The following is a 22,246-nucleotide window of genomic DNA, read 5'->3' on the forward strand; positions in this document are numbered from 1 at the left end:
AGATTTGTTTTATGGAACATGGGGGCGATTTTTTGTGATTGAACGACAACCTGATCGAAATTTTGAATTATGCTCGTCTTACAAACCAACTGGTGATCAGCCAGAGGCAATTGCTGAACTTACTGCCGGAATCAAAGCCGGGGAACATGCGCAAATTTTATTGGGCGCGACCGGAACCGGCAAAACGTTTACGATTTCAAACGTCATTGCAAACGTGAATAAGCCGACCTTGGTTTTGGCACATAACAAAACTTTGGCAGGTCAGCTTTATGGCGAATTCAAAGAGTTTTTTCCAAATAACGCGGTCGAATATTTCGTATCATATTACGACTATTATCAGCCTGAAGCCTATGTTCCTTCGAGCGATACCTACATCGAAAAAGATTCCAGCATCAATGATGAGATCGATAAGCTAAGACACGCTGCGACAAGCGCGTTGCTTGAACGAAACGACGTCATTGTCGTGGCTTCGGTCTCGTGCATTTTTGGATTGGGCGATCCAAGCGAATATCAGCAACAGGCGCTTTCTTTGCACGTTGATCAGGAGTATGGCCGCGATCGCCTGCTCAGGGAATTGGTTGAAATCCAGTTCGAGCGAAACGACATTGATTTTCAGCGCGGCCGTTTCCGCGTTCGTGGTGACGTGGTCGATATTTTTCCGGCGTCAAGCGATTCGTCAGCGCTCAGAATCGAGTTTTTTGGAGACGACATTGATCGAATCTGCGAATTTAACCCACTGACCGGTGAAATTATCACCGATACGGATAAGGTGACGATTTTTCCGGCAACGCACTTTTTGACAAATGACGATCGAATGAAACAAGCATTGGAAGGAATCGAAAAAGAGCTGAAAGAACGACTTGAGGAACTGCGCGCGCAAGGCAAGCTTCTTGAAGCCCAGCGCCTTGAGCAAAGAACGACGTATGACATCGAAATGATGCGTGAAATGGGCTATTGTTCAGGAATCGAGAATTATTCAAAATATATGGATAATCGTCAGATGAACAGACCGTTTACGCTGCTTGACTTCTTTCCGAAAGATTTCTTGCTCGTTGTCGATGAATCGCATGTGACGATGCCGCAGGTCAGGGGGATGTATAACGGTGACCAGGCTCGCAAGCAAATGCTGGTCGATTATGGGTTCAGACTTAAAAGCGCACTTGACAATCGTCCGTTGAAGCTTGAAGAATTTGAAAAGCTGACGAATCAAATTATTTATATGTCGGCAACTCCAGGAGATTACGAAAAGAAACAGACCGACCACATCGTTCAACAGATAATTCGACCGACCGGACTCCTTGATCCTGAAATCGAAGTCAGACCGATCATGGGACAGATGGATGACCTTGTCGGTGAAATCAATAAGCGTACGGAGAAAAACGAGCGAGTCTTCGTGACGACTCTGACGAAAAAGATGGCCGAAGATTTGACAGATTATCTGAAAGAACTCGGCATAAAGGTCAAATATCTGCATTCTGATATCAAAACGCTTGAGCGAACAAGAATCGTTCGAGATCTGCGTCTTGGCAAATTTGACGTTTTGGTCGGAATCAACCTGCTTCGCGAAGGAATCGACGTTCCTGAAGTATCGTTGGTAGCAATTCTTGATGCCGATAAGGAAGGATTCCTTAGAAATGAGCGTTCCTTGATTCAAACAATCGGACGTGCTGCCAGAAATGCCAACGGACACGTGATCATGTATGCTGACGAAGTGACCGAATCAATGAAAGCTGCGATTGACGAAACCAGGCGTCGTCGCGAGATTCAGATGAGGTATAATCAAGAACGCGGGATCGTTCCGCAGACAATCAAAAAAGAAATTCGTGCTGCAATTTCATATGGAGATAAAGTTTCCAAGAAGTCTAAAAAGAAAACGGAAGACTTTGATTTCAACGATTTGAGCCAAAAAGACCAACAAGAGATGATTTCAGGGTTGGAAGAACAGATGAGAGAAGCAGCCAAAAAGCTTGATTTTGAAGAAGCTGCACGTTTGCGAGACACGGTTCTTGAACTTAAGGCGGAAATTGAATAGAAAAGAGGAAAAAAGTTGGGTGTTGACAAAATTATCATTCATGGCGCAAGGGAACATAATTTAAAAAACGTCGACGTCGAAATTCCAAGAGACAAACTTGTCGTCGTGACGGGACTTTCGGGATCAGGCAAAAGTTCGCTTGCATTCGATACGCTTTATGCTGAAGGGCAAAGAAGGTATGTTGAAAGTCTCTCTTCTTATGCCAGGCAATTTTTAGGACAGATGGATAAGCCGGACGTTGATTCGATCGAAGGGTTGTCCCCCGCAATTTCGATTGACCAGAAGACGACTTCGAAAAATCCGCGTTCAACCGTCGGAACCGTCACTGAAATCAATGATTATCTGCGACTTTTGTGGGCACGTGTCGGAACCCCGATTTGTCCGAACGACGGCAGCGAGATTACGAGTCAGTCTCCTGAACAGATGGTTGATCGCATTTTGAAATTTCCGGAAAGAACCAAAGTCATTATTTTGGCGCCGGTTGTTCGCGGAAAGAAGGGGCAGCACAAAAAAATGCTTGAAAAAATCAAGCATGAAGGATTCATTCGTCTGATGATTGATGGAAAAGCCCATGAAGTTGACGATGAAATTGAACTTGATAAAAATAAGAAGCACGATATTTCAGTCGTTGTCGATCGTATCGTTGTCAAGGATGGCATCAGAACGCGCCTGTTTGATTCGTTTGAAGCAGCCTTGCGTCTTTCCGACGGATATGCAACGGCAGAAATTGTCGGTCAAGAAACGATTCAATTTTCGGAAAGCTTTGCCTGCCCATACTGCGGCTTTACGATTGGCGAACTTGAGCCGCGTCTTTTTTCGTTCAATGCTCCGTTCGGTGCGTGTCCTGAATGTGACGGGTTAGGCGCCAAACTTGAGGTTGACATGGATCTGGTTGTTCCTGATCAGACAAAGACGCTTCATGAAGGAGCCATCGCACCATGGAATCCGATCAGCTCGCAGTATTATCCGAATCTTTTGGAGCAAGCGTGCCAAGCTTTTGGAGTTGACATGGATACGCCTTTTAAAGATCTTTCCAAAAAGGCTAAAGATCTCATTCTGTACGGTTCCGGCGACAAGGAATTTCATTTTCATCATGAAAACGACTTTGGCGGAGTCAGAGACGTCGACACTGTATTTGAAGGCGTAATCAACAACGTCGAGCGGCGCTATCGTGAAACGAACAGCGATTTTACGCGCGACGTGATGCGAAAGTACATGACAAGTCTGACGTGCAGCACGTGTCACGGATATCGATTGAACGAACGTGCGCTTGCGGTCAAAATCGACGGGAAAAACATTGGTGAAGTTTCCGAAATGTCGATTGGGGATGCCTTGCCGTTTTTCAAAGGATTGACGTTTTCTGAACAAAAAGAGCAGATCGCAAAACCTATTTTAAAAGAAATCTGCGATCGATTGAGTTTTTTGGTCAACGTCGGGCTGGCATATTTGACGCTCAGCCGTTCCGCACGCACGCTTTCAGGCGGTGAGGCGCAGCGAATCAGGCTTGCAACCCAGATTGGTTCAAATTTGTCCGGCGTCTTGTATATTTTGGACGAACCGTCAATCGGGCTGCACCAGCGAGATAACGACAGACTGATTGATTCGTTGAAAAAAATGCGCGATCTCGGCAATACTTTGATCGTTGTCGAACATGACGAAGATACGATGAGGGCAGCTGATTACCTGATCGATATCGGACCTGGTGCCGGAAGTCACGGCGGAAAAGTCATGGCAAGCGGTACGCCCAAACAGGTGGCTCGTTCTGCCAAGTCATTGACTGGACAGTATTTGTCGGGCAAAAAATATGTTCCGATTCCAAAAGAGCGTCGCAAGGGAAATGGCCACGTGCTTGAACTTTTTGGCGCATGCGAGAATAATTTGAAAAATATCGACGTCAGCTTTCCGCTCGGAAAGTTCATTGCGGTTACCGGTGTTTCAGGATCCGGCAAATCGACGCTCGTCAATATGATTTTAAAGAAAGCATTGGCAGCAAAGCTTAACCACAGCACGGAAAAGCCCGGCAGATTCAAGAAGCTCATCGGGACCGAATATCTTGAAAAAGTAATCTGCATCGACCAAAGTCCGATCGGGCGAACGCCGCGCAGCAATCCTGCGACATATACCGGCGTATTTGATGACGTTCGCGACCTTTTTGCGAAGACGAATCAGGCAAAAGTCAGAGGATACGGCAAGGGTCGATTCAGTTTCAACGTTAAAGGCGGTCGCTGCGAATCTTGCAAGGGCGACGGCATTATCAAGATCGAGATGAACTTTTTGCCGGATGTTTACGTTCCCTGCGAAGTTTGTCACGGTGCGAGGTACAATTCGGAAACGCTTGAAATAGAGTACAAGGGAAAGAATATTTCAGAAGTTTTGAATATGACCGTTGAAGAGGCGCTGGAGTTTTTTGCTGCAATTCCAAAAATCAAACGCAAGCTGCAGACGATTGCAGACGTCGGATTAGGTTACGTGACGCTGGGACAGCCGGCAACGACGCTTTCCGGCGGCGAGGCTCAAAGAATGAAGCTGGCAAGCGAATTGCATCGAAAGTCAAACGGCAAAACGTTTTATATTTTGGACGAACCTACGACGGGACTGCATACCGATGACATCAAGCGTTTGCTTGAGGTCTTGCAACGTCTGGTTGACAAGGGAAATACCGTGCTCGTGATCGAACACAACCTTGACGTCATCAAATCAGCGGATCATCTGATTGATCTGGGTCCGGAAGGCGGTGAAGGCGGCGGGACGATCATCGGATGCGGAACGCCGGAAGAACTTTGTCGAAACGAACACAGCTATACCGGAAAGTATTTGAAAGAAGTCATTGAAAGAGGTCATTATGAATAACGTTCAAGAAGAATTTCACGTTTTGCTCTCTTGAATTTTTCGAACAAACTGTTATAGTCATTAGTATAATAAAGTTTTGGAGGGATTACTTTGGCAAAAGTTGAAAGTTTTACATTGGATCATACTGCAGTCAAGGCACCTTACGTACGTTTGATTACGGTTGAAGAAGGTCCAAAAGGCGACAAAATTTCGAACTTCGATCTGCGCTTGGTTCAACCAAATGAAAATGCGATTCCGACCGCAGGACTTCATACGATTGAACACATGCTGGCAGGATATTTGCGCGATCACATGGATGGTGTGATCGACTGTTCTCCGTTCGGTTGTCGTACCGGCTTCCATCTGATCATGTGGGGAGAACACGACACTGTCGAAGTGGCCAAGGCTTTGAAGGCATCGCTTCAAGACATCGTTAATGCAACGTGGGAAGACGTTCAGGGAACGGATATCAAGAGTTGCGGCAACTATCGCGATCATTCGCTCTTTTCTGCTCAAGAGTGGTGCAAGAAGATTCTTGAAGAAGGAATCTCGTCAGATCCGTTCGTTCGCAAAGTTATTGATTGATCAAAAGCTGAGTCTGTGCTCTGCATCTAATAAAAAGCAGCGGAATGCATCGAATGGTGTTTTCGCTGCTTTTGGCGTTTTTTTGACAAAATACAGTGCAATGCTTAACAAATTTAAGTTTGCTTCGTTCTTTTAGGTCAAGCATGGCTTTCAAACTTAAAATCTATATGAAAAATATTAAATTTCTCACATATTCTTTTTTTGTCAGAAGATAAGTGTTAAATTTAATGATGTTAAATTATTCAGATTGAGGAAAATGACCATGAGTGGAAATTACAAGAGCGTTTTCGACATTATTGGACCAGTGATGGTCGGACCTTCCAGCTCGCATACTGCGGGGGCAGTTGCGATCGGACAAGTAGCCCATAAGCTTTTTTCTCAAAAGATCACGCAGGTTACGATCGATTATTATGAATCATTTGCAAAGACGCACCGCGGGCATGGAACGGATTTTGCGATTATCGCAGGTGTTTTGGGGATGCAAACGGATGATCTGCGCGTGCCTGATGCGGTCAGGATTGCTAAAATGAAGGGAATCAAGGTCAAATTCATTGAACACGAGGGCAAAAGCCCGATTAATCATCCCAATACGGCAATCGTAACTTTGGCAAACAAAGATAAGGAAGTCAAAGTTGCAGGATGCTCGATTGGTGGTGGGACGATTGAGATTCGAAAGATTCAAATTGACGGGCATGAATTTTTCCCGGCAGGACCGTTGCCGATCATCATTTGCCTGGCAAAAGACGGCAAGCAAAACAGTATTCTTGAAAGTTTGGCCTGCGGTGACGATTTTATTGTCAAAAAAGCCGAGCGAAGCATCAGCTCAGACTGCTGCCTGCTCGAATTCGATCTTGACAAAAAGCCGGATGAGCAAATCTTGGAGCACATTGCTTCAATGAGCAAGGAATTGATTTGTCTTTAAGGGGGATTTTTGATGTACAGGAATGTTTCTTCCCTGATCAAGGCATGCGATGAATTGAATCTGCCAATCTGGGAACTGATGATTCGTTCAGAGATGAAATATGCGCGGGCAACGAGACAGGAAGTCTGGGACAAGATGAAAAACCAGCTTCAAGTGATGGAAAATGCAGCGCACAGAGGTGCAGACGGAAACGGAGTCCATTCTCCGACCGGATTAACCGGTGGAGAGGCTGCAAAAATGCGCAAATATCGAGAAAGCGGAAAGGGATTGTCTGGTGAATTGATATTATCCGCAATTCAAAATTCACTCGCTACCAATGAGGTCAATGCTGCAATGGGATTGATCTGCGCCACCCCGACTGCCGGTTCGTCAGGGACCATTCCCGGCGTGCTCTTTTCGATTGATCAAAAACTGCATTTGACGGAAGATCAGAAGATTCAGTTTTTGTTCACCGCAAGCGCCTTTGGACTCGTGACAGCAAACAATGCGATGATTGCTGGAGCCGTCGGCGGATGTCAGGCAGAAGTCGGAAGTGCCTCTGCCATGGCTGCGGCTGCAGCGGTTGAAATTTGCAGCGGCACGCCAAATCAGGCGGCAGAAGCTTTTGCAATGGCGCTCAGCAATTTGTTGGGACTTGTCTGCGATCCTGTTGCCGGTTTGGTCGAGATTCCGTGCGTCAAGCGAAACGTCGTTGGTTCCGTCAATGCGCTTGCATGTGCCGATATGGCGCTTGCCGGACTGACGAACAAGATTCCTGCCGACGAAGTAATCGGCGCAATGAAACGAATCGGCGAAAACATGCCGGTACAGTTGCGCGAAACCGGACTCGGCGGTTTGGCGACGACTAAGACCGGGTTAAAAATGAAAATCAGAATTTTTGGCGAAGATATGGATTAAAAGCCACGCGAGTCTATCATGAGCGATTCGTGCGGCTTTTTTGCTGCATTTGGAAATGATGGCAGCGCAAGTTATGTTATAATGTTGACAGTACTATTTGAGAGGATGAAGTCTGATGCATGACTCAATGCAATTAGTGATCGTTACCGGAATGAGCGGTGCCGGCAAGACCGTTGCGATGCAAAGTTTTGAAGATTTGGGATATTTTTGCGTCGATAACATGCCGCCGGCTTTGATGGGCAAGTTTTGGGAATTGATCAAAGAATCCGGCAAAATCAAGAAGGTGGCGCTTGTGATCGATCTGCGTTCGCGGGCGTTTTATGAAGAAGTCGTTGAAATGATTCGCAGCTTGGAAGATGAAAACGGCATCAGCGCCAAAATCGTCTTTTTGGACGCTTCTGATGAGGAACTGGTTGCTCGCTATAAGGAAACGAGAAGATCGCACCCGCTTGCGATGGATGGACGCGTGCTTGACGGCATCGTGCGCGAACGCGAGATTTTAAATGAAATCAAGTCAAAGGCCACGCTTTTGATTGATACGACGAGGCTTTCTCCGCGACAGCTGCGCGAAGAAATCTTCCATAATTTTGAGACTAGCGAAAACACTGCATTTCACATCAACGTGATGTCTTTTGGCTTCAAATACGGCATTCCGATTGATGCCGACGTCGTCATGGATGTCAGGTTTTTGCCGAATCCTTACTATGTCAAGGAATTAAAGGAAAAAAACGGCCTTGACGATGACGTCTACGAGTATGTCATGAATTCCGAGAAGACTGCCGAATTTTACAAGCAGTACATCTCAATGCTGCGCTACGTGATTCCGGGTTACGTTGCTGAAGGAAAAACGAGCCTGACGATCGCAATCGGATGTACTGGCGGACAACACCGTTCAGTGGCGATTGCGCAACGAATTGGCGAAGACTTGCAAAGCGATGGATATACCGTCAATTTCAATCACCGCGACATGAAGAAGCGGAAGGAGACGGTTAATCGCTCATGATCAGTTTAAGAAAAAAACATCGTCCGAAAATTGTCGTGATCGGCGGCGGTACGGGACTGCCGGTCGTTTTGAAAGGTTTGCGCAAGAAAAATGCAGACATTACGGCCGTTGTTACCGTGGCTGATGACGGCGGTTCTTCTGGAATCATCAGAGACTACATTAACGTTGTCCCGCCAGGAGACATCAGAAACGTTTTGGCGGCTTTGTCCGACATGCCGAAACTTTACAAGGATATTTTTCAGTATCGTTTTTCGTCAAACGATCAATTTTTTTCAGGTCATGCAATCGGCAACCTGATTATTGCCGCGCTGACTGAAATGGATAACCGCGGCATCTTTGAAGCCGTGCAGGATTTGAGCAAGATCATGCAGGTCGACGGACACGTCTATCCGGCTTCAGACAAGCCGCTGACTTTGAACGCTGCATTTACCGACGGAACGGTCATCTCAGGCGAAGCAGAAATTTCTGCTGCTGGCAAGACAATCGACAATGTTTGGGTAACGTCTGCTGACGGCAGCAAACCGGAAGCCAAGCAGGAAGTTGTCGATGCGATTCTTGATGCCGATCAGATCGTGCTCGGACCCGGGAGCCTTTTCACGAGCATTTTGCCGAATCTGATGATTGAAAACGTCGGAGAGGCCGTGTGCCGAAGCGAAGCAGAGGTTGTCTACATCTGCAACATCATGACGCAAAAGGGCGAAACTGAGCATTTTACCGATGCCGATCACGTTCGGGTTTTGAACAGGCATTTGAAACAGAATTTTATCGATACGGTGCTCGTAAATACGGAGCCGGTTCCAAAAAATTATCTGGATCGCCAGAAGTATGACGAATACCTGTATCAGGTAAAATATGATTTTAAAGGGTTGAGGGACCAGGGGTGTCGCGTTATTTCCGACAACTTTCTAAAGCTCAGAAATCAGGGAGTGTTTCATAACGGAGACCAGGTCGTGGACGAGTTGATGTGTCTTGCCGGACGTCCGAAGTCCTGGCGAGCAGACGAATCTAACTAAAAGGAGGGAGCGTTTTTGTCATACGCAAGCGAGGTTAAAAAAGAACTTACGACATTGGAAGTTCATTTCGGCAATGCCAAAGCAGAACTCATGGCTTTGATTCGCATGAACGGTTCGCTTGGACTTTCCAATCATCGCTTTATCTTGAACGTTCAAACGGAAAACCCCCGCCACAGCCCGCAGAATTTACAGTTTGCTGAAACAGTTCTATGATGTCGAAAGCGAGCTTTTGGTTCGGCGGAAGATGAAACTCAAGAAAAACAATCTCTATATCGTGCGCTTGAACAAGGGCAGCGATTACGTGCTGAAAGATCTTGATATTTTGGACGGTTTTCAGTTGAAAGAAACCGTTCCGCTCGATTTTTTGGATGATGACGCCAAGGTTCGCTCATATTTGCGCGGGGCTTTTCTTGCCACGGGTTCGGTCAACAATCCTGAAACAAGCAGCTATCATCTGGAAATATATTCGCTTTATGAGGATCATAATCAGACGATTTGCGAAATGATGAATCGCTACGGCTTAAACGCGCGCACGGCCAAGCGTCGCAGCGGCTACATCACTTACCTCAAAGAAGCAGAAAAAATTGCCGATTTTTTGTCTTTGATCGGTGCGACAAGTTCAATGCTCAAATTTGAAGACATTCGCATCATGCGCGATATGAGAAATTCAGTGAATCGAATCGTCAATTGCGAAAATGCAAACTTCAACAAGGTTGCGGACGCGGCCAACAGGCAGATTGAAAGTATTAAGTATCTCGACAAAAAAATCGGTTTGAACAATTTGCCCGTCAAGCTGCAAGAAATCGCAATCGCGCGCATGGCTCATCCGGAAGTCAGTTTAAAAGAACTCGGCGAATTGGTTCCGGGCGGTCCGATTTCAAAATCCGGCGTCAACCATCGTTTGAGAAAAATTATGGAGCAAGCAGAAAAAATGGGTTTTGGAAAATAGAGGCTTTGCTCTTTGAAGCACATCTAAAAAAGCGTTTTGTTTGGCCTGATTCGGCGTGTGCCTGGATCGGGCTTTTTGATCTGGGGATGTTGGAATAAAGATTGATTATGGAAAAATTTTGCAATTGATAAAACAAAAGATTGTGAGAAAACATTTCTTGTGATATCTTTTAGATAAATCAAAATGCTAACCGGTTTTATTTTTAAGGAGAGGTATTATTATAATTAAAAAAAATCTTTTTATTGGGGTCAACCTTGCTTTTTTGTTAGTTTCTTCTTCAAGTGCTTATGCAGGCTCAACTAGCTGAGGGGATGTTGAACTGTCAAGCAGCAATTTGAAATCACCGGTATCAGTGATAAAAGAAGGCGGGCTAGCTCTATTTAAATCAAAAGTCAAAGGGAAAGGGCTGACTCCGTAGCAATGGCATTATATTGATGGGGGCAAATGGTTATTTGGCATCTACGGTACAAAGGTTCAGTCGACTTATGTTCATTATGGACGAACTCATTCAGCAACTGATAAAAACGGAATGGGTGCAGGAACACGTGTGAAAGTTCATGCAGGCATAACTGCTTTTTCGCAAGTTAATGCGACTATGAGAAATAATAAAGCATATTATAATGTTTATTAAGAATCTTTTATGTGAATAGTGCTTTGCTAAGGGTGTTGTCATTTGTTGTGAAACACCTTATTTTTAAGTTTTTTCGGGGGGATTATGAAGAAATTATTTTCAATAAGCATGCTGATTTTTTTGATAATTTCCGGGATGGTCGTCATAAATAAAAGAATTGACGATTATTTCACCAATCTTTTGTATGGTGACAAGACAGAAGTGTCTCTGCTTTTAAAAGATGATGCTGACTGTCTTGCATTGATAAATAGTCTGAAAAAAATATCTGAAGGCGAGACTAGTGTTTCACAGTACTTTTTTACCAGTGAAAATGAGTTGACTATTTACGATACTAATCCTGATTTTCTAATCAAAGGAAGAATTTCGCATGATGATTTGGCTACGAATTATATGAAAAATAAGCAGAAACTGCTGATCCCGAATTATAGGTATCATGTCAAGCTTTACCCCCTTGATAAAATCAAGAACATGGGGTTCAATAGCGTCTTTTATGTTTCAGGAAACGTAAAAGAAGTTTGTGATACCATGAGAGATTTTGGAAAAGTGCGCATAAAATCCCAGAAAGATATCACTTCTTTTGAAGATGATCAGAGCACGTTGCTTTTTTTGGCAAATCTTTCAGGGATTGTTTCGTTGATATCGCTGATGTTCCTGTTGATGAAACAAAAGCGTCAAAATGATTTGATGCGACTTCTGGGAAGGAAATCGTATGAAATTTTAAATGAAACGATTAAAGATCTGATTCCATCGTTGGAATTTTCAATCGGAATCAGTGCGACGTTATTATTCGGTTATGCGTCTTGGAAAAATTTGGTCGAGTATTGCAGCCGATTTTTGGTGTCGCTTCTTTTGTTATATGCCTGCTGCCTGCTTTTTATTTTGGTCATCATTATCGTTGCCTGCGCATTTCAGATGAAAACAAGACTGTTTCTGTCTTATAATGCGTTTTTTTCTAAAGCAGCATATGGTTTCAATGCTGCATTTTTCATTTTAAGCATTTTCTTAGTCAGCATCATGTTTCCGAAGTTTCACCAAGAATATAGTCGATTTAAGGAGCAGGCATCAAGACTTGAACGTTGGGAGGATGCCAAAAACATATATCAGACAAACTTGACCAATCAGATAGACAGAATGGATAATTCTGCTGAGGTTGAATATGATTTGAAAGCAAAGAATCTTTGGGAAAAACTAAGATCAAATTATCAAACTTTTGTTGTTTTTTCGGACAATTTCTTATGGACTTCAGGACAAAACGGCAAGGAGCAGCCGTGGTATCTGGCAAATCCCGACAATAAGTCTTTAGATGACCGTATTTGCTCGGTTTCCGGTCGCGCGATAACCGCGGATAAGAATTATTTGCGACTTTCGAAGACGATTCTTTCGGACGGAAAAAGCGTTTCTGATTTGAAACCGACGCTTTTTACAAAGATTCTGATAGTTCCCAAAAAATACGGCAAGTATGAAAAAGAAATTCGCAATCGATACATGGATGAATTTTTGTTTCAACTCAATACGGATTTTAAGCTTTGGAAAAAGAGAGAACGTGTGCCAAAGTTTACGCACAAAAATCTGAAAATCGAAATTGTCTATGCAAAAAACGGGCAAAGTTATTTCACGTACAATCCTGATTCAGGTGATAATTTGCTTTCAAATACGGTCAAAGACCCGGTAATCAAACTGTTTGACGATTATCAAAACAGCTTGTCGTACGGAAATCTCTTTTGCTTGAATGGCGGATTTTTCTTTAGCGACAAACATTTCGGAAAGGTCTATGAGAGACTTGAGCCGAAACTTCGTGAGAGCGGAATCGGTTCAACGATAAATTTCGTAACATCCGTTTATTCGAAGAAGGCAGAGCTCGTTCAACAAAACAAACGGCAAGTCGCTTGTTCTTTAATTCGTTTGACGGTACTTGTTTCAGGCAGCTTTTTCTTTCTTTTTGCAATGGTTGCTCAATATTATTTGCTGCATGAAAGAGAAATCGTCATCAAACGCTTGATGGGGTGCTCTTTTTTTAGAATTTTAAACGGACAGATTGCTTTTTTTAGCGGTGTTTTTACGTTGTCTTTTATTATTTCTTCATGTTTATTGCAAAAGATGGATTGGCTTAATTTGGCAGTTTTGGCATTTCTTTTTATCGGAACGGTTTTTGCGTCATTCATTTGGATTTCGTATGACGTTCTTCAAAAAAACAAGTCAAGTCCTAATTTGTGTGTAAAATATTTTTTCCCAGGCACCAGTTGTGCAGGGGATGCGAATGCATCCATGTCTGTCCACTATCACTCTTGAAGGAGCTGTCAAGGGTGCGCCATCTGCGCACCTCGAAGAGGTTCCCTTGACAGCTTCGGAAAGAGTGATACACCTTACGCAGCTCTTAGTTTTTGTTGTTCCTCTGCCAATTTTTTGAGTTCAGCAACTGTCTCGGACTTGATCATTTTTGCGTAGGTTACCGGACTGAATATGGCTTTCTTGGAGATCACGACATCGTTTCTTTCCAACAGAACGGAACCCATCAGCCGCATCAGCGAGTTTTTATTTGGGAAGATTCCAATGACGGAAGAACGTCGCTTCAGCTCTTTGTTTAGTCGTTCTATATGGTTCGATGTTCTGAAATATCTCCGCAAATTCTTAGGAAGCGCCATGACGGTCATGGAACTTTCAAAGCCTTCATCGAGGCATGACATGGCAGCTTCAGCAACGTCTCTGTAATCAGCGATGATTTCGTCCCGCTTTTTCCGTGCGTCTTCTATAGTTTCGCAGTTCCACATTTCCTGAAGTTCGGCTCTGATGCCTGCCTGATATTTTTTTGGTGATTTTCCCGAAATGTTTCTGGCAAAATGAAACTGGCACTTTTGCCATGGAACATCAGGAAATACCTTACTGACGGCATCCTGAATACCTTCATGAGCATCAGAAGTGATCATCAAAAGTCCTTGGAGACCACGTTTTTTCAGTTTTTGGAGAAAGGAATTCCAAGTTTCTTTGGATTCGTTGTCATATACTTCAAATCCGAGTATTTCACGGTGTCCTTCCTGATTTGTACCGTAAGCGATCATAAACGCTTTGGAAACAATTCTGTGTTTTTCCCTGACCTTGAAGTAGGTTGCATCCACTATTAGAAACGGGTAGTCTCCGGTCAAGGGTCTGTCCTTGAACTCATTGACCTTTTCAATCAGATCCTTGCATACTTCTGAAACTGAGGACTTAGAAAATGTCGTTCCGCACAAAGTTTCCATGATATTCGACACTTTACGCGTCGCTACTCCGCTGACGACCATCTCCGCCATACTGGCGATCAAGGCAGCTTCGCTTCGGGAATAGTTCTCGAAAACAAGAGTCTTAAAGGGAACATTGCGATGTCTCGGCACGGTTAAGGTGATTTTGCCTATCCGTGTCTTGAGCTCGCGTTCTCGAGTGCCGTTGCGGCTGTCCGTGCGTTCTTCTGACCGTTCGTAAGGCTCAGCCTTGAGTTGAGCAGTGGATTCCGCCATCAAAATACTATTGAGACTTTTACGCAGCAGTTAGCGAAATGCCTGATCGTGATCCTTTGAAAGAAGTTGTAGAATTTCCTCTTGATTTAAGGTAATATTTAATTGAGCCATTTGTTTGTCCTCCTAGTATTATTTTGTTAGGTGATTTAATTATACCTGGGAGCTGAGCACTTGGCTCTCTTTTTTTTATCAATTTACACCATTATACGGGCATAACCTAAAAAACAGAACTTTGGGGAGGGATTTTTAATGATTACGTTAAAAAACGTTTCAAAAAGATATGATAACGTTCCTGTGTTGAACGAAATCAATCTTGAAATCAATCGAGGATCTTTTTGCTGCATAACCGGAAAGAGCGGTGCGGGTAAGTCAACGCTTTTGAAGATCATCTCAGGGATGGAAAAGCCTGATGAAGGTCAGGTGTTTTTTGAGGGAAAAGATTTAAAAAAAATCAGGCACCAAAAATTATGGGGAAGGCATTTTTCATTTGTATTTCAAAACTATTTTCTTTTGGACGACAAGACCGTCAGGAAGAATTTGAAACTCGCTTGTCAAAAAATCGGGGAACCTGAGATGACGGATGCTTTGAAGAAAACGGGTTTGACTGCAGATGTTTTGGACAAGACCGTGTATAGATTAAGCGGCGGAGAAAAGCAGAGGGTCGGAATTGCAAGGGCGATCCTCAAGCCTTTTGACGTGCTTGTTGCCGATGAGCCGACAGGCAATCTTGATTTTCAAAATGCAGCGGCCATAATGGACGTTTTGAAAAAACTTCAAGAAGATAAAAAGACGATCATCGTCGTTTCTCATGACAATGATTTTCAAAAACTTGCAGATCAAAATCTTTTGCTTCAAGATGCCGTTTTGACAACTTTTTGAGATGTTGACAATAGTGCAAAAAAGCCGTGCTCCAGTAAAGGAACACGGCTTTTAACATTCTATGACTATTTGAGTTTCTTCTTGTTTTTCATAATGCCGTCAATCAAGCCGTAATCAACTGCTTGTTGTGCCGTCATAAAGTTATCGCGTTCAGTGTCTTTGTTGATCGTTTCAATGTCTTGACCTGAGTGATCTGCCAAGATTTGGTTGATCAGTTTGCGCGTCTTCAAGATGTGTTCGGCTGCAATCTGGATTTCCGTCGACTGCCCCTGTGCTCCGCCAAGCGGTTGGTGAATCATGATTTCAGAGTTCGGAAGCGCAAAGCGTTTGCCCTTTGCACCGGCCGTTGACAAGACGGAAGCCATTGAGGCAGCCATGCCCATGACGATCGTTTGGACGTCGGCATTGACGAAATTCATCGTGTCATAAATTGCAAGGCCGGCAGAAACTGAACCGCCTGGCGAGTTGATGTACATATAGATGTCTTTTTCTGAATCCTGAGCATCCAGGAAGAGAAGCTGTGCGATAACCGCATTTGCCATATCATCAGTGACTTCGCCTGAAACCATGATGATGCGATCTTTCAAAAGACGAGAATAAATGTCGTAAGCACGTTCGCCTTGGGCTGATTGCTCGATGACTGTAGGAACTAAGTTCATATTGAAAGCCTCCTGATTGTTAAACTAACTATGTAATAGTCTATCACTCAACTGTTTGTATTGCTAGTTTAACTCATAGGTCAAAAATGGTCAAATAATATGCACCTAAAAAGCCGAAAAGTTTTCAATCGGTTGCAGACTGTGCTGACACTTTAGGCGTGAAACGAACAAAAAGGTGCTCAGAAAAACGTTTCTGGCGCACCTTGCATTAAAAAAGATTTGACAATTCATTGTGAAAGCGTTCTAATAATATAATAGTTATGCACCACCTGGGAGTCGAACCCAGATTACAAGAACCGGAATCTTGCGTGCGATCCATTACACTAGCGGTGCGTACTTATATTATTTTAGTCTAATATCATGTGAATTACAAGAATATTTTGAAAGAAGGTGAGTTTTTGGCTTTGAAACAAGGATTTGGTCAGCAGCAAAAACAGATTCAAAAATTGGCAATGACACAGCAGATGCAGCAGTCGATTCGAATTTTAAAGTACGGTTCCGAAGATTTGCATAATTTTCTTTCAAACGTCGCACTTGAAAATCCGTTCATGATTGTCAATACCTTGCATTCATACGTGACGGGCGGGCTTGATCATCAAAACGAACATGACATTGCAGAATTTGCAGTGGAGAAAAAAGCACAGTCGTTGTACGATTACCTGATGGATCAGGTCAAGCTGACAATGAGAAAAACGCCGATCAGAGACATGGTTGTTTATTTCATTTCACAGCTTGATCAAAACGGCTATTTAAAAGCTGATCTGGAAAAACTTTCAAAAGAAAAAGGCATCGACAAAGTCCTGATGCTTGATGCGCTGACGCTTTTGCAACAGCTTGATCCTCCTGGAACGGGGGCCAGAAATCTGCAGGAATGTCTGATTTTGCAAGTTCAATATGACAGTTCGGCACCGTTAAATGCAGAGAAAATACTTAAAGAAGATTTTGAAGATTTTACGAATCGCAAGTGGTCAAAAATAGCTAAAAAGCACTGCATTTCAATTGGGGACGTGCAAAAAATTCTTGATTACGTTCAAACTTTGTCGCCTGCACCGGGTGCGATTTATGATCAAAGCGAAGTTGGCTATATCGAGCCCGACCTGGTTGTCGAAAAAAAGCCTGACGGAAGCCTTGAAGTCAAATTGACCAAGGAAAGCAATCCGGAGATTCGCTTTAAAAAAGAGTACTATGAAAGCTTGAAAAACAGTTCTGACAAGCATGTTTTGGATTACCTGAAAGAAAAGCGGCACGAATTTGAAAAGATTCAGGAAGACGTCTTGATGCGCGGAAACACGCTGCTTCGATTGGGACGCTTGATTGTTGAACGTCAGCATGACTTTTTTACCGAAAGCAATCGCCCTCTAAAGCCTTTTTTGCTGCGTGACGCGGCTCAAAAGCTGCAGCTTCACGAATCGACAATCAGCCGAGCCGTCAGCGGAAAGTATCTATTGTATGAAGGAAAAGTCATGGAACTGAAGGCATTTTTCTCCCACGCTGTTTCCTATGCGGGAGAAAATGGCGAAAACGTAAGTGCGGATGAGATTCAGCAAAAGATTCGCTTGATTGTTGAAAAAGAAGACAAGAAAAATCCTTTGTCTGATCAAAAAATCGTGGATAAGATGAAAGAAGAGGGGCTGAAAGTGTCCCGCCGGACGCTTGCAAAATACAGAGAGCGGCTCGGCATTCCTGCATCAAGTTTTCGTAAGCGACATTGAGTTTTTTTTTAATATTTCGATTGTTCCAAATATGGGCCTGATTTCAAATGTTATCATGCAAGAAGTTCGAAGATATCCGTTTTAAACGGATGAGATAATTGTAAATGTTCGTAAAAAGTGGCGGAATGCTTGTTTGGATAAGTGTTTTTCCGCTTTTTTATTTGATTTGAGTATGTTTGAGGCTTGCAAATCATAAGGGTAACTGATATAATTCAAGGTGTGATTGAGGTATGAGAACAATTCAGGGTGATACAATTGTTGTTGTACTTTTTTTCTTTAGCTTACTGGGTCACTAATTGACACCATTGGACGTTATACGTCCCGCAGGAAAGAGAGACTTAAAATGCACCAAGAGATAGAATGGATCGAAGCAATCGTTCCAGATATGATTGAGGTCATGAGCAGGCGTTACACGATATTGAAGAATGTTGCGTGGCAAGAGCCGGTTGGACGCAGATCATTGGCACAGACCTTGGGCATGAGTGAAAGAGTCTTGCGGACGGAAACGGATCTTCTGCGCAAGTACGAATTGATTTCTTCGACAAAATCGGGAATGATTCTCACGGACAAGGGTCATAAGACAATTTTGGGATTGTCGGCTTTTATGGATTCGCTTTTAGGAATTCAGCAATTGGAAAAAGAACTCAGCAAGAAACTTGGCATTGCGCATTGCCTGGTCGTTCCCGGCAACTGCGATGACAACGGAAAGGTTGTCGATGCCATGGGGAAGATAGTCACGGATACTTTGAAGACTTTGCTTCCGCTCGGGAAGAACATTATCGCCGTGATGGGCGGGACGACGATGGCATGCGTTGCAACGTGCCTGACGTCCGAAGTCGCAGAAGGGCGTGAATTGTTGTTTGTCCCTGCCAGAGGCGGTGTCGGCGAAAGAGTCGATATTCAAGCAAATAACGTTTGTGCTCAGATGGCGCTTTGCACTGGTGGCAGTCACCGGTCGCTTTATGTGCCAGAGCAGGTAAGCGAGACAACTTTCAAGACTCTCTTGAAAGAGCCGGCTGTTCAGGATGTCGTTGAACTGATCGAGCATAGCAATGCAGTTTTGCATAGCATCGGTGAGGCTTTGCATATGGCCAACCGGCGCTCGATGAGCGATAAACAGATTGAGTTGCTGAAGAGTCGCAAGGCTGTCGGAGAAGCTTTTGGATACTTCTTCGATGAAGACGGCAAGGTGGTTTATAAAATACCGCGTGTTGGGCTTCAACTTAAGGATCTCGCTTCGATGAACTGCATAATTGCCGTTGCCGGCGGTGTTTCGAAAGCCAAGGCGATTGCGGCATATATGCACCATGCACCGAGTCAGACGTATCTGGTAACTGACGAAGGTGCCGCAAAGACGATTTTAAAAGGGCAGTGAATTTCACTACAGGGATTTGTTGCTTTTTAAAATAAATTTTTATTTCCTAAAGGAGGAAATTTTAGTTATGACTACTAAAGTAGGTATTAATGGTTTTGGCCGTATCGGTCGTTTGGCATTCCGTCGTATTGCTGAAACATCTAAGGACTTGGAAGTTGTTGCTATCAACGACTTGACATCTCCAGCAATGTTGGCACACTTGTTGAAGTACGATACAGCTCATGGTAACTTTGCTGGCGAAGTTTCCGCTACAGAACATGCACTTGTTGTTAACGGCAAGGAAATCCCTGTATACGCAGAAGCAGACGCAAACAACATTCCTTGGGTTAAGAACGATGGCGTAGACTTGGTTCTTGAATCAACAGGTTTCTACACATCCCCAGAAAAGGCACAAGCACACATCAATGCTGGTGCTAAGAAGGTTCTTGTTTCAGCTCCAGCTGGTGACATGAAGACAATCGTTTACGGTGTTAACGATGATACATTGGCTCCAGAAGACAAGATCGTTTCTGCTGCTTCATGTACAACAAACTGCTTGGCACCTCTTGCAAAGGCTGTTAACGATGCATTCGGCATCAAGGCTGGTACAATGACAACAATCCATGCTTACACAGCTACACAAAAGCTTCAAGATGGTCCAGATCGCAAGGGTAACGTACGCAACGCTCGTGCTGCTGCTCAAAACACGATTCCTCACTCAACAGGTGCTGCAAAGGCTATCGGCAAGGTTGTTCCTGAATTGAACGGCAAACTTGACGGCCATGCACAACGTGTTCCTGTTATCACAGGTTCATTGACAGAATTGGTTGCTACGCTTGGCAAAGAAGTAACAGCTGACGAAGTTAACGCAGCCGTAAAGAAGGTTACGGAAAACAACGCTTCCTTCGGTTACAATGCTGACGGCATCGTATCTTCAGACATCATCGGCACAACATTTGGTTCTGTATTTGACCCAACACAAACACAAGTTGTTGGCAAAGGCGACGGCCAAGTTGTTAAGGTTGTTGCATGGTACGATAACGAATCTGGCTTTACAGCTCAAATGATCCGTACATTGGAAAAATTTGCAAGCATGCTTTAATAAGCTAGCTTAGGCTAAAATCATTAACTTGCTTTTGCAGGTTGTTTGAGGCGGGGGGAGGCAACTCCTCTCGCCTTTTATTATATATAGGTTTATCTATTAAAATTTTTTGGAGGTTTTCTTTCATGGCTAAACTTACAGTTGAAGACTTAAAAGACCTTGAAGGCAAAAAAGTCTTAATCCGTGTTGACTTTAATGTTCCTATCAAAGACGGCGTTATCGGTGACGACAACCGTATGGTTGCTGCTTTGCCAACGATCAAGTATATTACGGAAAAGGGCGGAAAGGCTGTCCTGTTCTCACACCTTGGTCGCGTGAAGACTGAAGAAGACAAGGCTAACCTGTCCTTGAAGCCGGTTGCAGAACATTTGGCAGATCTTTTGAACAAGCCTGTAACGTTCGTGCCTGTTACGCGCGGTGCACAATTGGAAGACGCAATTGCCAACATGAACAACGGTGACGTTATCCTTGTTGAAAATACGCGTTTTGAAGATCTTGACGGCAAGAAGGAATCCGGCAACGATCCTGAATTGGGTCAATACTGGGCATCTCTTGGCGACGTGTTCGTGAACGATGCTTTCGGTACGGCACACCGTTCACATGCTTCCAACGTTGGTATTTCCGAAGCAATGAAGGCCAATGGCAAAGATGCCGTTGCAGGATATCTTTTGGAAAAGGAAATCAAGTTCTTAGGCGATGCAGTTGACAATCCTGTACGTCCATTCGTTGCTATCTTGGGCGGTTCAAAGGTATCTTCAAAGATTGGTGTTATCAATCACCTTCTTGAAAAGGCTGACAAAGTCATCGTCGGTGGTGGCATGACATATACGTTCTACAAGGCAAAGGGCATTGCTGTCGGCAGTTCTTTGGTTGAAGACGATAAGGTCGAATTGGCTAAGGAACTTATTGAAAAAGCAGGCGACAAGCTTGTTTTGCCAGTAGATAACGTTGTTGCGGACAAATTTGCAAACGATGCTGAATACAAGACGGTTGAAGGCGCCATCCCTGATGGCTACATGGCACTTGATGTCGGCGAAAAGTCCGTTGAATTGTTCAAGGAAACGTTGAAGGATGCCAAGACCGTTGTTTGGAACGGACCTATGGGCGTCTTCGAAATGCCTAACTTTGCAAAGGGTACGCTTGCATTGGGCGAATTCTTAGCTACGCTTTCAGATGCAACGACAATCGTTGGCGGCGGCGACTCAGTTGCTGCTGCAAAGCAACTCGGCATCGCTGACAAGCTTTCACACGTTTCTACTGGTGGCGGTTCTTCTCTTGAATACCTTGAAGGCAAGACATTGCCTGCCATTGCAGTACTTTCTGAAAAATAATTTTGAATCTTTTGCCGAATGCGCTTCGGCAATAATTTCCTGAAAGGATGATTATAAGTGCGTACACCAATTCTTGCAGGTAACTGGAAAATGAACATGAATCCTGAAGAAACAGCTGAATTCGTAAAGGCTGTCAAGGATCAGTTGCCAGCATCTTCTGAAGTTGAATCCGTTATTGCTGCTCCTGCAGTTGACCTTCCCGCATTGCTTGAAAATGCCAAGGGATCTGAATTAAAAGTAGCCGCTGAAAACTGCTATTTTGAAGACAAGGGTGCCTTCACTGGCGAAACTTCTCCTAAAGTTTTGAAGGAAATGGGCGTTGATTACGTAATCATCGGCCACTCCGAACGTCGTGATTATTTCCACGAAACAGATGAAGACATCAACAAGAAGGCAAAGGCAATCTTTGCCAACGGCATGACGCCTATCATCTGCTGTGGCGAAACGTTGGAAACACGTGAAGCCGGCAAAGCAGAAGAATGGGTAGAAGGCCAAATCAAGGCTGCCTTGGAAGGATTGACGGCTGACCAAGTTGCCAGCTTGGTTATTGCTTATGAACCAATTTGGGCAATCGGTACAGGCAAGACGGCTACGGCTGATCAAGCTGAAGAAATTTGCGCAGTAATTCGCAAGACGGTTGCAGATCTTTATGATCAAACGGTTGCGGACAAGGTTCGCATTCAATACGGCGGTTCCGTAAAGCCTGCTAACGTTAAGGAATTGATGGCTAAAGAAGACATCGATGGCGGTCTTGTCGGTGGTGCTTCGCTCGTTCCTGAATCATATTTGCAATTGGTTCATTTCAAGGACTAATAATTTGACGTCACAGCGTAAAATTGTTTGCAACTGTGGCTAAA

17 protein-coding genes, 1 tRNA gene and 1 pseudogene are annotated in these 22,246 nt (G+C 44.0%); 16 read left to right on the forward strand and 3 right to left on the reverse strand.

Features of this window, described 5'->3' with window-relative positions; genetic code table 11:
* Window positions 1-34: 34 nt before the first annotated feature.
* The 10 genes and pseudogenes from uvrB (at window position 35) to LRC_RS03395 (ending at window position 13,150) form a co-directional block, all read left to right on the forward strand.
* Window positions 35-2,032: an excinuclease ABC subunit UvrB gene (uvrB, locus tag LRC_RS03355; protein WP_014073159.1), complete on the forward strand. Its 1,998-nt coding sequence runs from the start codon at window positions 35-37 to the stop codon at window positions 2,030-2,032.
* Between the two features lie 15 nt (window positions 2,033-2,047).
* Window positions 2,048-4,882, forward strand: coding sequence for an excinuclease ABC subunit UvrA (gene uvrA, locus LRC_RS03360; RefSeq protein WP_014073160.1), 2,835 nt, complete (start codon window positions 2,048-2,050; stop codon window positions 4,880-4,882).
* Window positions 4,883-4,972: 90 nt separating this feature from the next.
* Window positions 4,973-5,446 carry an S-ribosylhomocysteine lyase gene (locus LRC_RS03365; RefSeq protein WP_003692566.1) on the forward strand — a complete coding sequence of 158 codons (474 nt, stop codon included), beginning with the start codon at window positions 4,973-4,975 and terminating at the stop codon, window positions 5,444-5,446.
* A 262-nt stretch (window positions 5,447-5,708) separates the two neighbouring features.
* Window positions 5,709-6,368 (forward strand): serine dehydratase beta chain, encoded by a 660-nt coding sequence (locus LRC_RS03370; protein WP_014073162.1) that lies wholly within the window; start codon window positions 5,709-5,711, stop codon window positions 6,366-6,368.
* Window positions 6,369-6,380: 12 nt separating this feature from the next.
* Window positions 6,381-7,265: an L-serine ammonia-lyase, iron-sulfur-dependent, subunit alpha gene (sdaAA, locus tag LRC_RS03375; protein ID WP_003692572.1), complete on the forward strand. Its 885-nt coding sequence runs from the start codon at window positions 6,381-6,383 to the stop codon at window positions 7,263-7,265.
* A gap of 115 nt (window positions 7,266-7,380) precedes the next feature.
* Window positions 7,381-8,268: an RNase adapter RapZ gene (gene rapZ, locus LRC_RS03380; RefSeq protein WP_014073163.1), complete on the forward strand. Its 888-nt coding sequence runs from the start codon at window positions 7,381-7,383 to the stop codon at window positions 8,266-8,268.
* Window positions 8,265-9,281 carry a gluconeogenesis factor YvcK family protein gene (locus tag LRC_RS03385; protein WP_014073164.1) on the forward strand — a complete coding sequence of 339 codons (1,017 nt, stop codon included), beginning with the start codon at window positions 8,265-8,267 and terminating at the stop codon, window positions 9,279-9,281. The genes rapZ and LRC_RS03385 overlap by 4 nt, the downstream gene beginning before the upstream one ends.
* Window positions 9,282-9,296: 15 nt before the next feature.
* Window positions 9,297-10,230: pseudogene (gene whiA / locus LRC_RS03390) on the forward strand (DNA-binding protein WhiA).
* A gap of 430 nt (window positions 10,231-10,660) precedes the next feature.
* Window positions 10,661-10,861, forward strand: a complete 201-nt coding sequence (locus tag LRC_RS12260) for a lactococcin 972 family bacteriocin (RefSeq protein WP_080876920.1) — start codon at window positions 10,661-10,663, stop codon at window positions 10,859-10,861.
* 84 nt (window positions 10,862-10,945) lie between these two features.
* Complete coding sequence (locus tag LRC_RS03395) at window positions 10,946-13,150, forward strand: hypothetical protein (RefSeq protein WP_014073165.1); 2,205 nt, start codon at window positions 10,946-10,948, stop codon at window positions 13,148-13,150.
* 74 nt (window positions 13,151-13,224) lie between these two features.
* Here the strand turns inward: LRC_RS03395 and LRC_RS03400 are convergent, their stop codons facing one another.
* Window positions 13,225-14,382 carry an IS256 family transposase gene (locus LRC_RS03400; protein WP_476737624.1) on the reverse strand — a complete coding sequence of 386 codons (1,158 nt, stop codon included), beginning with the start codon at window positions 14,380-14,382 and terminating at the stop codon, window positions 13,225-13,227.
* Window positions 14,383-14,601: 219 nt separating this feature from the next.
* On the opposite strand from LRC_RS03400, the gene LRC_RS03405 reads away from it, so the two are divergent.
* Window positions 14,602-15,231, forward strand: a complete 630-nt coding sequence (locus tag LRC_RS03405) for an ABC transporter ATP-binding protein (RefSeq protein ID WP_014073166.1) — start codon at window positions 14,602-14,604, stop codon at window positions 15,229-15,231.
* 65 nt (window positions 15,232-15,296) lie between these two features.
* Here LRC_RS03405 and clpP read toward each other — a convergent pair whose 3' ends face one another.
* Window positions 15,297-15,890, reverse strand: a complete 594-nt coding sequence (gene clpP, locus LRC_RS03410; RefSeq protein ID WP_003692580.1) for an ATP-dependent Clp endopeptidase proteolytic subunit ClpP — start codon at window positions 15,888-15,890, stop codon at window positions 15,297-15,299.
* A 261-nt stretch (window positions 15,891-16,151) separates the two neighbouring features.
* Window positions 16,152-16,223 (reverse strand) — tRNA-Arg (locus LRC_RS03415).
* A 29-nt stretch (window positions 16,224-16,252) separates the two neighbouring features.
* On the opposite strand from LRC_RS03415, the gene rpoN reads away from it, so the two are divergent.
* From rpoN to tpiA, 5 genes are all read left to right on the forward strand, one after another.
* Window positions 16,253-17,602 carry an RNA polymerase factor sigma-54 gene (rpoN, locus tag LRC_RS03420; protein WP_258414621.1) on the forward strand — a complete coding sequence of 450 codons (1,350 nt, stop codon included), beginning with the start codon at window positions 16,253-16,255 and terminating at the stop codon, window positions 17,600-17,602.
* A 343-nt stretch (window positions 17,603-17,945) separates the two neighbouring features.
* Window positions 17,946-18,977: a sugar-binding transcriptional regulator gene (locus LRC_RS03425; protein WP_014073168.1), complete on the forward strand. Its 1,032-nt coding sequence runs from the start codon at window positions 17,946-17,948 to the stop codon at window positions 18,975-18,977.
* 67 nt (window positions 18,978-19,044) lie between these two features.
* On the forward strand, window positions 19,045-20,058 hold the full coding sequence (gene gap / locus LRC_RS03430; RefSeq protein ID WP_014073169.1) for a type I glyceraldehyde-3-phosphate dehydrogenase: 1,014 nt from the start codon (window positions 19,045-19,047) through the stop codon (window positions 20,056-20,058).
* A gap of 125 nt (window positions 20,059-20,183) precedes the next feature.
* On the forward strand, window positions 20,184-21,389 hold the full coding sequence (locus LRC_RS03435) for a phosphoglycerate kinase (RefSeq protein ID WP_014073170.1): 1,206 nt from the start codon (window positions 20,184-20,186) through the stop codon (window positions 21,387-21,389).
* A 57-nt stretch (window positions 21,390-21,446) separates the two neighbouring features.
* On the forward strand, window positions 21,447-22,202 hold the full coding sequence (tpiA, locus tag LRC_RS03440) for a triose-phosphate isomerase (RefSeq protein ID WP_014073171.1): 756 nt from the start codon (window positions 21,447-21,449) through the stop codon (window positions 22,200-22,202).
* The last annotated feature ends 44 nt before the right edge of the window (window positions 22,203-22,246 follow it).

The sequence above is a fragment of the Ligilactobacillus ruminis ATCC 27782 genome, from assembly GCF_000224985.1.
Taxonomy (GTDB): domain Bacteria; phylum Bacillota; class Bacilli; order Lactobacillales; family Lactobacillaceae; genus Ligilactobacillus; species Ligilactobacillus ruminis.

What these genes read in the sequence shown, in the direction of transcription:
- LRC_RS03370 (WP_014073162.1), top strand. Translation starts at nt 5,709, where the DNA reads ATGAGTGGAAATTACAAGAGCGTTTTCGACATTATTGGACCAGTGATG.
- sdaAA (WP_003692572.1), top strand. Translation starts at nt 6,381, where the DNA reads ATGTACAGGAATGTTTCTTCCCTGATCAAGGCATGCGATGAATTGAAT.
- rapZ (WP_014073163.1), top strand. Translation starts at nt 7,381, where the DNA reads ATGCATGACTCAATGCAATTAGTGATCGTTACCGGAATGAGCGGTGCC.
- LRC_RS03385 (WP_014073164.1), top strand. Translation starts at nt 8,265, where the DNA reads ATGATCAGTTTAAGAAAAAAACATCGTCCGAAAATTGTCGTGATCGGC.
- LRC_RS03395 (WP_014073165.1), top strand. Translation starts at nt 10,946, where the DNA reads ATGAAGAAATTATTTTCAATAAGCATGCTGATTTTTTTGATAATTTCC.
- LRC_RS03405 (WP_014073166.1), top strand. Translation starts at nt 14,602, where the DNA reads ATGATTACGTTAAAAAACGTTTCAAAAAGATATGATAACGTTCCTGTG.
- clpP (WP_003692580.1), bottom strand. Translation starts at nt 15,890, where the DNA reads ATGAACTTAGTTCCTACAGTCATCGAGCAATCAGCCCAAGGCGAACGT.
- LRC_RS03425 (WP_014073168.1), top strand. Translation starts at nt 17,946, where the DNA reads ATGCACCAAGAGATAGAATGGATCGAAGCAATCGTTCCAGATATGATT.
- gap (WP_014073169.1), top strand. Translation starts at nt 19,045, where the DNA reads ATGACTACTAAAGTAGGTATTAATGGTTTTGGCCGTATCGGTCGTTTG.
- LRC_RS03435 (WP_014073170.1), top strand. Translation starts at nt 20,184, where the DNA reads ATGGCTAAACTTACAGTTGAAGACTTAAAAGACCTTGAAGGCAAAAAA.